The following is an 11,225-nucleotide window of genomic DNA, read 5'->3' on the forward strand; positions in this document are numbered from 1 at the left end:
CCGCTCACTCCAGAGCCTCGCACGACTTCGACTCCCCCACCACCGCTGCAAGGACACCCAACAACTCCGACAACTGACTCAGCACACCCGTGTTGACCCGGTAGTACACCCACGTGGCACGCCGCTCACTAGTGACCACACCAGCTTCGCGCAGAACCTTCAAATGGTGCGAGATGGTCGGCTGGGACACCGCAAACGAGCCGGAAATGTCGCACACACACGCCTCACCGCCGGGATGCGTGGCCACTTCGGAGACCAACCGCAATCGAACCGGATCCGCGAGCGCCTTCAGAGCCGCCGCCCACCTCGCGGCATCGTCGGTACTCAGACCTTGGCCGGCGCCTACCGCCAGCAGATGCTGTTTCGACACACATCAATATTGACACTGATCTAATCAGTGACGCAAGCTAGTCCACCCCTCACCAGCGGAGGATCGCTGCATGCCCACCAAAGCTCTTGCACGGGAATATGATCAACTCGATATTGACGGTATCCAGTAAAGCACTACGTGTTACGTTGCGCGGCAAAGGAACTCAAGTAAGCGCCCCACCACCACCCCAACCCACGCTGTACGCCACTACGCATGACGTCATCGCGCAAGTCCCAGAAACGCCATCAACGAGCGTTCGACTTCAATGAGCTGTTCGGATGTCAGACGGCCGACGCGCGTCTGAACATTCGACCGTCGTACCGCGGTTAGCTTGTCAACCATCACGTCACTGTCCCGCTCGAGGCCCGAGATCGAATCGGGATCACCCGGGATACGAATCCGCAACAGGGGCGCATCGATGAGCTGGCTCGTCATCGGCGCAACTACCACCGAAAGAGTTGAATCGAACAGGTCATCCTGCACGATGACGGCCGGCCGCGGTTTGGATGTATACACACCACCCGCGACGGTCCAGATTTCGCCGCGAATCACGCCTCGTCGTCCCAAGGCGCGGCGACAGCCTCGACGAAATCCTGCTCATCCCCATCGGCGTCGGCCTCTGCCACGAGAACCGATTGCTTGTGGGCTTGCGCGGCAAACTCTGGCGTTCGTACGTCAGGAACCCAGACCTGCAACGGTCGCAAACCTCGCTCACGCATCCGGCGCCGGTACTCGCCAACCCTGTCCCTCACTGCCATGCCCACACGTTACATGTAACACTCCGGCCTGGCCAGGGTGCGCAGCCCCGAATTGGTTATGCAGGAATCGAATATGCAGGGTTACCAGTAAACCACTGCACAGCCCTACCACTCCAAGGGACTTACCCGCACCCGCCTACAACTCGAGAACCACGCGGAGCGCGGCGTCTACGCGCCGCAACTCTTCATGGGTCAGGTAACCCGCACTCTCTCCGAGTCGCTGTGGATCAACGGCCGCAACCTGCTCAGCCAGGACGCGCGTTGTTCGACCTGCGACCTCCACTTCGGGTCTGAATGTCGCGGCCCGTGCCGACGTTGATGTCGGCGCGACCAGCCAGGTCGAAAGCGGCAACTGGTCCGATTGCACAACCACCGCGTAGCGGGCGCCCGACTGTTCGTGACCGTGGACATCCTTTGGAGCGCGAAGCCGGTACACCTCACCTCGCACGTAACGCCTCCATGTCCCGAAGCACCTGCGCGGCCTCAGCTCGATCGATCGGGTCCTCGGCTAGCGCTTCCGCTTCTTCGCGGAGCGACTTGGCAGCCTTGTGTCTTGCCGCGTCGATGAGCGCAGCGCGGACGGCAGCAGATACCGGCGTTCCGTCTTCCGTCAGGATCGACAGTGCCCGAGAGGTGTCCTCGTCGGGTCGAAATGTGATGGTGTCAGCCACGGTTCCAAGTGTAGTACAAATTGTAAGACAAGCGTCGCGGACGCTTGGAACGCTTTGAGTATCTGAGGACTGTGCAGGAATCGAAGACGCAGGTTTACCGGTAAACCACTGCTTAAGGTGTTGCACAGCAACGGAACTCAAGCCCAACAACCCCGACCCATGCCATTCCATCAGATGGTTACCAGTACAGCGTTGGGTACTCCTCTGCCGCCCATAGCGTTTCGGACGTCGTCGGCTGTCGATGACAGCGTAGCCGGGAGCTTGACACCCAACTTGGGAGCGAGTGTCAGATATGTGGACCAAATCGAAGGCGTTGCCCGGCTCGGCAATGATCGCCACGGGACACCGAGCGCCGAGGCTCCCGCAAACCCTATTTGAGACCCAGTGACACTCAGGCTCCAGCGTCCGGATGTGTCACCGAACGTAGCTCCAGTTGGGGTATGCCAACAAAGTCGTTGGGGTTGCACGTGTACAGCGGAATGCCGTTCGCGATGGCACTGGCCGCGATCAGTGCGTCATATGCTCGCGCACTGGGCTTTCGCCCCGACGAGCGCAATGCCGCCGCGACGCCGCCGAAAGCTCGCGCACTGTCGGCGGTGAATGCAAGAACCTCGAAGTCTGCTTCTGCCTGCTGAACGTGCTGTTGCCTGGCACTTCTCTCGTGGTCGGTGCGCGCCACGTGCGGGCCAACCGAAAGCTCCGCAAGAGTGATTGCGCTGATCACCGACTCCTCAGGCAGCTCGTCAGGATCGGTCAGCCTGCCGAGCAGAATCACGGTTGAGGTGTCCAGCATCCCCCGCGTCGTCGCAACCCGTCCTGTCATAGGGACGAATCCAACACGCTGTCGATGTCAGATCGCAGGACGTCCGGATCGATCTGCGGAAGATTGACGCGCCGACGAATCAACTCTGCCGCGCTCACACTCCTCCTGGGCAAAGACCGAAGTTCGGCCACCGGCTCGCCATCGCGGGTAACCACGATCGTCTCACCACGCTCGACTCGGCGTAACACCTCACCCCCGTTGTTACGCAGATCCCGCACACTCACAACGTCGGTCATGCCGCCCAGTGTATCACCGGTGATACACGAGTCGGTAGCAATTACGCAGCAATCGAATATGCAGGACTACCAGTACGCCACTGCGTATTAATCTGCCGCCCAACGGTTTCACACTGATGCCGGCCGTTGTCGGCAGTCTCATTCATCGGCAGCCGACGGTGAATCGCCCCTTGGCCTGATCTGCGCATCCAGCTACCAGGCGTCGATGAGCCGGATCGCCATCGGCACAACCCCGCAACCCGGACCGGTGGCGTCACCTTCGGGAATTGATGTGATGCCGCAGCTTGCGGATCTCAGCTGAGACCCGACGGCACGACCTTCCCGTCGACGGTCACGGTGACCACGCCGGTCGTGGTGTTCTCGGTGATCTTGCCGTGCTCAAAGGTCACCGTCTCCACGTCGCCCTCGGTGGTGAGGTCGCTGGTGGGAACTCCCAGAGGTCCGGCCGAACCGTTCTGACCGCTCAGCGACGGCGTGCCGTCCGGAGCACGCTCGGTGTTCCACGCGTCCCGGATCTTGCCGGAGGTGACGATGTACGCGGGCGTCCCGGCGTCGTCGTTCTTCGCGATGATCACGCCGCCCTGAAACTGTTGGAACACGACGCCGCTGTCGCGGGTTCCGGCATTGTGGTCGCCGGTCAGCGGCTTGCCGAGGGCCGTCTTCTGCGCGGCGGTCGCCGAGGAGTACTTGGCAGCGATCGGGCCGGTCAAGGTGACCTCGACGTCACGCTCCCCCATGATCGTCACCTGACCCGAGGCGGCCGACGTCGACGACCCCGTGACAGACGAAGTGCTCGTCTCCTCACCGGACGCTGACATCGACGTCGTCGTTGACCCCGTCGACGATGTCATCGACCCTGACACCGACGAGGCGACCGACGATGTTTGCGACGCGGCGTCATTCGCATCGTTGCCACCGCACGCAGAAGCGATCAGCGTGACGGCACACAGTCCGGCGACAACTGTCGTGCGGCGGGTTGCGGGCTGACTCATGTAGTCCTCTCGAAACGTCGAACACCGGCCCGTTCAGGACACGCGAACCGGACATCCCGACCGACTCTATAGGCACAACGGCAGGAACGGAGTTCGAGAGCGGGACCGCTGTCGCGGTCACGCATCTGCACCCGGGCCCGATGCCTGCGACCATGACGGCACCGCCACCGCGAGGGTGTCGGGGTCACCGCCGAGACGTCGAACTTCGTCGAACCACGAACGCATGTTGGGATTGACCGCCCGAACCACGGCAGAACTCTCGACCCGCACATCGTAGGCACGCGAGAGGCCGCTGCCCGGAATCTCCACCGTCGGAGCGAAGGTTCGCCACCCACGGGCGAACCGCGGCACGAACGGCGCGGATTTGCGTCGGAGCGCACCACCGATCACGCTGAACACGTTGGAGATTCGATACGCGAATGTCAGCGAGTTGTGCTGCTCGATCGCGTCCGCTGCCTGACACTTGTTGGTGGACAACCGGTCCCAGTCAAAGCTCAGACCGTGCCGGATTCCGTAGCGCCCGGTTCCCATTGCCTCGCGCACCATCCACAACAGCGATTGATCGGAGTAGAAGCAGTCCTGATACCCACCGCCGACGTCGGAGTGCACGCCGTCGAACCAGACCTGGGCGATGTCGAGGTGGTGCCCGCCCCACAGGCAGGGGGCGAAGATCCGCCGGCGTTCGGCGATGGCGAGGGCCTGGCGAGCGCACGTCACCGTGTCCGACAGAGTCACATCGTGGAACTTGTACTTTCGTCGCGCGATTCCGGGAACCCCCAGCGCACCAACGGTATCGAAGAGCCCCAGGAAGTCGATGGTCACCTCCGCCGCCGGATGACAGTAGGTGCCGAGGTCGGCGACCGCCCGGTCGTACTCGGGCTCCACCGGGGTCGGCTCGGCGGGATCGGCGCTGTACGGCCGGTTTCGGTACAGCGTCATCGCCGTGGGCAGCTTCCCCTGCGCCACCCCCATCGGGGTGAGGAGGCCGACCCGCGCGATCATGCCGCACAGGCTGCGCGCGGTGTAGGCGCCGCGACTGAACCCGAAGACGAACACCCGGTCCCCCGGCGCGTAATTCAGGGCCAGGAACCGATAGCAGTCGGTGATCGCCGCGTCGAGACCGATGCCGAATGCACCACCCAAGAGCCGTTCGACACGACTTCCTCCCGAACCCACGCCACGCGAGTAGTGAACGATCTGCGGTTCACCGTCGGCACCCGAGGACGCGACCGAACGCGCGATCTTCTCCACATTGGAGACGAACTGGTCGTCGGCACTTTTCCATGTCCCGTCGCAGCACACGACGAGGTTCTTGGTCATGGCACAAACCTACGGTGTCGGGAGCCACAATTCAGCGGAAGGTGACCGTCCGACGAGCCTCGAGCGCAACGACCTCCATCATGCGGCCACGGGCACGTCGCCTCGCGCGAGCAGCCGTGCATAGCGACCACCCTGTGCCAGCAGTTCGTCGTGGGTTCCCCGTTCGACGACACGTCCGTGATCGAGCACCAGGATCTGGTCGGCGTCACGAATCGTGGACAGTCGGTGCGCCACCGTGATGGTGGTACGTCCCCGACTGGCGGCGTCGACGGCGGCCTGCACCGCACGTTCGGTCTCGTTGTCCAACGCACTGGTGGCCTCGTCGAGCACGAGGATCTTCGGGTTGCGCAACAGTGTGCGCGCCAGCGCGATTCGCTGCTTCTCACCGCCGGAGAACCGATGCCCGCGGGCACCGACGAGGGTGTCGTAGCCGTCGGGCAGCGCGGCAACGAGATCGTGCACCTGTGCGGCGCGTGCCGCCGCCTCGATCTCGGCATCGCTCGCGTCGGGCCGGGCATGGCGCAGGTTGTCACGGATGCTGGCATGCAGTAGGTACGTCTCCTGCGACACCACACCGACCAGCTTCGCGAGGTCGGCGAGGGAGATGTCGCGGACGTCGACTCCGTCGATGCTCACCGATCCGTGGTCCACGTCGTGCAGTCGCGACACCAGGGAGGCGAGAGTGGTCTTGCCCGAACCGGTTTCGCCGACCAGCGCCAGTGATCCGCCTGCGGGCAGGTCGATGTCGATTCCGTCCAGTGCGTTGGTGGCTGCACCCTCGTAGCGGAACACAACATCGTCAAACCGGACAGCACCACGTGGATCCTGCAGTGGCACCGGATGTTCCGGATCGGCAATGGTGACGGGAAGGTCGAGATACTCGAAGATCCGGCTGAACAGGGCCAGCGAGCTGGTGATGCTGACACCCACATCGAGCAGACCCATCAGCGGACGGAACAGTGCCGCCTGTAGTCCGGTGAAGGCGACCAGGGTGCCGATCGTCATGCCACCGGAGGTCGCCGGCAGTCCGGCCACCAGATAGAGCAGTGCCGGGATCGTCGCGAAGATGATGTTCATCGTCGCCATCCGCCACCGCCCCGACAGCTGTGAACGCACCTCGAGATCGACGAGGCGGTGCGAGGTGTCGGAGAATCGTTCGGCGAGCACGGGTCCCGCACCCAGGGTCTTGGACAGTTGGATGCCGCCGATCGACAACGATTCCTCGATCTGGGTCTGCATGTCGGCGAGGGTGCGCTGCCGTGCGGCGGTGACCTCGCGCCGCATCCGGGCGACGGTGCGGGTCAGCCAGATCGCCGGCGGCACCACCACCAGCGACAGCAACGACAGCTGCCAACTGAGCACCACCATCGCGACGACGGTACCGACGACCGTGGTGAGATTGGCGGCCACCGACGTGGCGGTCGTGGTGACGACGGTCTGCATGCCGCCGATGTCGTTGGTTAGCCGGGATTGCACCTCTCCCCCGCGAGTGCGCGTGAAAAAGCCCAGAGACTGCCGCTGCAGGTGCGCGAACACCCGGGTTCGCAGGTCGTGCATCACGCGCTGCCCGACTGTGGTGGAGATCCAGGTCTGCAGCACACCGAGGACGGAGCTGACGACGGTGATGCCGATCATGGCCACCACCGCCCACACCAGCAGGGTCACGTCCTGTTTCGGGATCGCGTGATCGATCACGGCGCGGACGAGGAACGGATTGGCGAGCGTGATCACCGACGATACGACGATGAGAACCATCACGACGGCGATACGCAGTCGGTAGTGCGTGAACAGCGCCGCGACGCGGCGCAGACTGACGGGACTGTTGTCCAGTTGAATGCGGTCGGCCGGATTCACGCGCGCCGGTCCACCACGTTGAGGCATCACAGATTGAGGGGCTGTCAGGGCACCCACCTCCTTTGATCATGCTGAGGTTCCCTCATGGTATCGCCAGTACCAACTGAGGTAGCATCCCTTTTATGCCCGAGGCACCCGACCACGCCGACGACGCCGACCGCGAATCACTCCGGGACTTGGTGATGACCACCTCCCGCGCCCTGCGTCGCCGATGGGTCGGCACGCTCGATCCCTGGCACCTCTCCCCGCACGAGGCACGGGCCCTGCGGGTCGTCGCCCACAGCGAGAATCCACGCCTGGGCGAGATCGCACAGCGCCTTCGGATCGCCCCCCGATCGGCGACGGAGGTGATCGACCGGCTCGAGGACCGGGGACTGACCGAACGGGTGCCCGACGAACGTGATCGTCGCGCACGCTGTGTGCGCACCACACCCGAAGGCCGACGCGTGCTCGCCGAACTTCAGCAAGCGCAGGCCACCGACGCCGAGGACTTCTTCGCGCTCCTCACCGAGGATCAGCGCACGCAACTCGGCACACTGCTGCGCCGGCTCACCACGGCACACGCCGACGACGATCGGTGCCGGCCGCCGCATCCTGCGCCGGCACCCTGACCCACGTCCCGCCGGTCCCGTCCCGGCGATTGGCCACGCCGACGCATGCGCGGTCTACTGGGTAGACAGATCTACCTAATCAGCTGCCATGGAGGGTCAGGCATGGGCACGAGCAGACCGCGTCCCGCTCGCGAACGGCTGATGGCCGCCGCTGCCCGGCGCTTCTACGCCGACGGCGTCACCGCCACCGGCATCGACACCATCACCGCCGACGCCGGAGTCGCAAAGATGAGCCTCTACAACAACTTTGCGTCGAAGGCCGACCTGGTCAACGCCTACCTCGACGACCGGCATGCCGAATGGCTCGAGCTCTACCGGCTACGACTGGGTGCCGACACCGACCCGCGTCACGGTGTCCTCGCCGTCTTCGACGCCTACCTCGACCACGCCGCGTTCGCCTACGACCACGGATTCCGCGGATGTGGGTTGCTCAACGCCGCCGCCGAGCTTCCCGTCGGCGACGCGGGCCGCGCCATCGTCGCCGCCCACAAGGACCACGTCGAACGCCTCATCGCGAACCATCTCGAGGCACTCCTCCCCGACCGGCCCGACCGCGCGAACCGACTCGCCGAACACCTGAGCTTCCTGCTGGAGGGGGCGATGGTTCGCGCCGGACTCGACGGCGACGACACGCGTCTGCAGCACGCCCGCAGCCTGGCCGTCGAGCTTCTCGAGGACCTGTGAACCGCTCCGACCGCGCGACCACGCGGCTGGGAACACTGCTCGTTCTCCTCGCGGCAACGCTGTGGGGAACGACCGGCACCGCCGCCACCTTCGCCCCGGGCGTGAGCCCTCTCGCGATCGGCGCGGTGGCCATGGGTGTCGGCGGCCTCCTCCAGGCCGGTGTCGCCGCCGGCGGGATCCGCAGCCATGCCAGGGATCTGCGTGCCCACCGCACCACGGTCGCGGTCGGCGCCGCATCGGTCGCGATCTATCCACTCGCGTTCTACAGCTCGATGCATCTGGCCGGGGTCGCGACGGGCACCGTCGTGTCGATCGGCGCCGCCCCACTGGCCTGCGCACTCATCGAACGCGTCGCCGACGGCCGGCCACTGACCCGGCGGTGGATGGTGGCGACCGGCCTCGGTGTCGCCGGGACCGTCCTGCTCTGCGTGGCGCACGCCGCGGCCCCCGGCACCTCCGACGCGGGTGCGCTGCGAACGCTGTTCGGTATCGGCCTCGGCCTCGTTGCTGCGACGACGTACGCGTTGTATTCCTGGGCGGCCCACCGACTGATGTCGCACAGCATCTCCGCGGCCGCGTCCATGGGCACCATCTTCGGTGTGGGTGGGCTCCTGCTGGTGCCGGTCATCCTCGCGACCGGTGCGCCACTGCTGTCCTCATGGACGAACCTCGGCGTGGGAATCTACCTGGCCCTCATCCCGATGTTCGTCGGCTATCTCGCCTTCGGCTGGGGCCTACGCCATGTCACCGCCGGGACCGCCACCACGCTCACCCTGCTCGAACCGGCCGTCGCGGCGGTTCTCGCCGTCGCCGTTGTGGGCGAACAACTCCCGGCGGCCGGATGGGTGGGAATCCTGCTCATCGCCGCATGTCTGGCGGTGCTCACCGTCCCGCGCCGAACACGCGCACCCCGGGACGTCACGCCATCGGCTTGTGCCACGTCACGGCATACCGGAACAACGGCAGCAACTTCCATTGCGCACCAGGTAATTCCCGCATCGCACACCGACGTACCTCGGTGTACGAGTGCGGCGGCGGCCACACCGTCGGCGCCGAATGCTCCCAGTGTCCACGCCGCAGTGACAGCCACCGATGCTGCACAACGCCCAGCAGACCGAGACCGTGCTCCGATATCCGAGTCGGCCGTGCGAGGCCGACCGTGATCAGGGTTCCGCCCGGCGATGTCAGGTCGGACAACCTCCGGAACGCCGCGGCCGGATCGGGAAGGTGATGCAGCGTCGCCACCGAGGCGACGACGTCGAAGGTCCGGCCGAACGGATGGTCCATCACGTCGCCTCGAATCCATTCGATGCCTGTCGCCTCGCTCCGCGCGCGGTTCAGCACGCCCTCATCGAGGTCGATGGCGACCACCTCGGGAATCCGTGCACGAAGTTCGGCTGCGAGCAGTCCGTCGCCGGTCCCGACGTCGAGCGCGGTGCACGCATGGGCGGGCACCGCATCCATGATCAGCCGATGGTAGTGAGTGTTGTGATTCCATCGCGTGCCAGCCGGGCTGCCCCCGTGACGACGCCGAGATTGTTCCACCTCAACGCTTTTCGCCCGCTTCATTCACAGCTCATGGGAAGTGGTGTCGAGCCGCGTGATCGAGTGGCGGGGCGATTTCATGTCGCCGATGGTAGTGCGATGGCGGCGTCGGCGACAGCGCCTCGCGCTCTTCAACGCCGGCGACCCTCCATACTGAAACGATGAGTGTGCATGTGAGGCCGCTGACCGTCGACGACCACGATGCCTGGCTGCCACTGTGGCACGGCTACCTCGAGTTCTATCGTCACCATCTCAGCGAGGCGCAGACCGAACTCACCTTCCGACGACTACTCGATGATGCCGTGGACATGTGGGGTGCGGCGGCCGTCTCCGACGGCGCCGTCGTCGGTATCGTCCATTGGCTCACCCACCCATCGACCTGGAGCGAGACGCCATACTGCTATCTCGAGGATCTCTACGTCGCGGCCGACGCACGATCCTCGGGCGTGGGAGCCGCACTCGTCGAGCATGTGACGGCGTGGGCCGCCGCGCATGACCTCCCCAAGGTGTACTGGCAGACCGCGCAGGACAACTCGACCGCTCGTCGACTCTACGACCGGCTCGCCACCAGCGTGTTCGTGGTCTACGAGGTCGAGATCGACTGAGTGTCGGTGGACGTTCCGAGCGTTCCGCGGAACGCTCGGGAGCCGATTCTGTCGGTGGTGATCGATACCCTGAGTCATCGAACGCAACACCGACCCCGGAGGTCCACCATGCCCGCCCCGACCGCCACCACCGCACCGTCGACCACACCCCGCTGCGACGCCACCGACCTCTTCGACACCACCCCACCCACTGAACTGAGCTCCGTCCAGATCGAAGAACGCCTCCTCGGCCACGCCGCCCAAATCGCCACCCTCACCGCACGATTCCTCGAACTCCTCGCCGAATTCGAAGACCGCCACACCTGGGTCGGCGACGGCATCCTCTCCCTCGCCCACTGGCTGTCCCTACGCGCCGGACTCTCCATGCGCACCGCCCACGACCACGTCCGCGTCGCCCGCGCCCTCCGCAACCTCCCCCGCATCCACACCGCCTTCACCCACGGACAACTCTCCTACTCCAAAGTCCGCGCCATCACCCGCGTCGCCACCCCCGACCGCGAACCCGAACTCCTCAACCTCGCCCTGTCCGCCGACGCCGCCCAAGTCGAACTCCTCGTCCGCGCCATGCGCAACATCGACGACCACCGCTACCAAAAACACAACCGCCCACCACAATCCACCGCCAGCTGGCGCTGGAACACCGACGACACCCTCACCGTCAGCATGCGCCTGACACCCCTCGACGGCGCCGGCTTCCTCGCCGCCATCGTCCGCGCCGAATACGAACGCACCCGCACCACCGACGACCCCGACATC

Annotated in this window: 15 protein-coding genes and 1 pseudogene; 5 read left to right on the top strand and 11 right to left on the bottom strand. The window is 65.2% G+C overall.

Annotated elements, in window-relative coordinates:
- Positions 1 to 4: 4 nt before the first annotated feature.
- The 10 genes from ABLE92_RS16495 to ABLE92_RS16540 all read right to left on the bottom strand — a co-directional run bounded on the left by ABLE92_RS16495 (position 5) and on the right by ABLE92_RS16540 (position 7,051).
- Entirely contained in the window at positions 5 to 370 is a 366-nt protein-coding gene (locus tag ABLE92_RS16495) for an ArsR/SmtB family transcription factor (protein ID WP_348805823.1), read from the bottom strand.
- Positions 371 to 589: 219 nt separating this feature from the next.
- Positions 590 to 922, bottom strand: a complete 333-nt coding sequence (locus ABLE92_RS16500) for a type II toxin-antitoxin system PemK/MazF family toxin (protein ID WP_348805824.1) — start codon at positions 920 to 922, stop codon at positions 590 to 592.
- Entirely contained in the window at positions 919 to 1,128 is a 210-nt protein-coding gene (locus tag ABLE92_RS16505) for an antitoxin MazE-like protein (protein WP_164309804.1), read from the bottom strand. The genes ABLE92_RS16500 and ABLE92_RS16505 overlap by 4 nt, the downstream gene beginning before the upstream one ends.
- A gap of 136 nt (positions 1,129 to 1,264) precedes the next feature.
- On the bottom strand, positions 1,265 to 1,576 hold the full coding sequence (locus ABLE92_RS16510; protein ID WP_348805825.1) for a type II toxin-antitoxin system PemK/MazF family toxin: 312 nt from the start codon (positions 1,574 to 1,576) through the stop codon (positions 1,265 to 1,267).
- Complete coding sequence (locus tag ABLE92_RS16515; protein WP_348805826.1) at positions 1,566 to 1,799, bottom strand: hypothetical protein; 234 nt, start codon at positions 1,797 to 1,799, stop codon at positions 1,566 to 1,568. Before ABLE92_RS16515 ends, ABLE92_RS16510 begins: the two co-directional genes overlap by 11 nt.
- Positions 1,800 to 2,190: 391 nt before the next feature.
- Positions 2,191 to 2,592: a type II toxin-antitoxin system VapC family toxin gene (locus ABLE92_RS16520; RefSeq protein WP_348805827.1), complete on the bottom strand. Its 402-nt coding sequence runs from the start codon at positions 2,590 to 2,592 to the stop codon at positions 2,191 to 2,193.
- Positions 2,593 to 2,618: 26 nt separating this feature from the next.
- Positions 2,619 to 2,858, bottom strand: coding sequence for a type II toxin-antitoxin system Phd/YefM family antitoxin (locus tag ABLE92_RS16525; protein ID WP_348805828.1), 240 nt, complete (start codon positions 2,856 to 2,858; stop codon positions 2,619 to 2,621).
- Between the two features lie 293 nt (positions 2,859 to 3,151).
- Entirely contained in the window at positions 3,152 to 3,850 is a 699-nt protein-coding gene (locus ABLE92_RS16530; RefSeq protein ID WP_348805829.1) for an LGFP repeat-containing protein, read from the bottom strand.
- Between the two features lie 117 nt (positions 3,851 to 3,967).
- Positions 3,968 to 5,170 (bottom strand): T6SS phospholipase effector Tle1-like catalytic domain-containing protein, encoded by a 1,203-nt coding sequence (locus ABLE92_RS16535; RefSeq protein ID WP_348805830.1) that lies wholly within the window; start codon positions 5,168 to 5,170, stop codon positions 3,968 to 3,970.
- A 78-nt stretch (positions 5,171 to 5,248) separates the two neighbouring features.
- Positions 5,249 to 7,051 carry an ABC transporter ATP-binding protein gene (locus ABLE92_RS16540; RefSeq protein WP_348805831.1) on the bottom strand — a complete coding sequence of 601 codons (1,803 nt, stop codon included), beginning with the start codon at positions 7,049 to 7,051 and terminating at the stop codon, positions 5,249 to 5,251.
- A gap of 95 nt (positions 7,052 to 7,146) precedes the next feature.
- Here ABLE92_RS16540 and ABLE92_RS16545 point away from each other — a divergent pair, with 95 nt between their 5' ends.
- The 3 genes from ABLE92_RS16545 (at position 7,147) to ABLE92_RS16555 (ending at position 9,482) form a co-directional block, all read left to right on the top strand.
- Positions 7,147 to 7,635 carry a MarR family winged helix-turn-helix transcriptional regulator gene (locus ABLE92_RS16545; protein ID WP_348805832.1) on the top strand — a complete coding sequence of 163 codons (489 nt, stop codon included), beginning with the start codon at positions 7,147 to 7,149 and terminating at the stop codon, positions 7,633 to 7,635.
- 102 nt (positions 7,636 to 7,737) lie between these two features.
- Positions 7,738 to 8,319: a TetR/AcrR family transcriptional regulator gene (locus ABLE92_RS16550; RefSeq protein WP_348805833.1), complete on the top strand. Its 582-nt coding sequence runs from the start codon at positions 7,738 to 7,740 to the stop codon at positions 8,317 to 8,319.
- Entirely contained in the window at positions 8,316 to 9,482 is a 1,167-nt protein-coding gene (locus tag ABLE92_RS16555; protein ID WP_348805834.1) for a DMT family transporter, read from the top strand. The genes ABLE92_RS16550 and ABLE92_RS16555 overlap by 4 nt, the downstream gene beginning before the upstream one ends.
- A 10-nt stretch (positions 9,483 to 9,492) precedes the next feature.
- Here the strand turns inward: ABLE92_RS16555 and ABLE92_RS16560 are convergent.
- Positions 9,493 to 9,888: pseudogene (locus ABLE92_RS16560) on the bottom strand (class I SAM-dependent methyltransferase); the annotation flags it as partial.
- A gap of 137 nt (positions 9,889 to 10,025) precedes the next feature.
- Between ABLE92_RS16560 and ABLE92_RS16565 the strand changes: the two are divergent.
- Positions 10,026 to 10,469: a GNAT family N-acetyltransferase gene (locus ABLE92_RS16565; protein ID WP_348805835.1), complete on the top strand. Its 444-nt coding sequence runs from the start codon at positions 10,026 to 10,028 to the stop codon at positions 10,467 to 10,469.
- 108 nt (positions 10,470 to 10,577) lie between these two features.
- The coding region (locus tag ABLE92_RS16570) for a DUF222 domain-containing protein (protein ID WP_348805836.1) at positions 10,578 to 11,225 on the top strand (648 nt) is incomplete at its 3' end.

It is taken from the genome of Gordonia oleivorans, assembly GCF_040044975.1.
GTDB lineage: Bacteria > Actinomycetota > Actinomycetes > Mycobacteriales > Mycobacteriaceae > Gordonia > Gordonia oleivorans.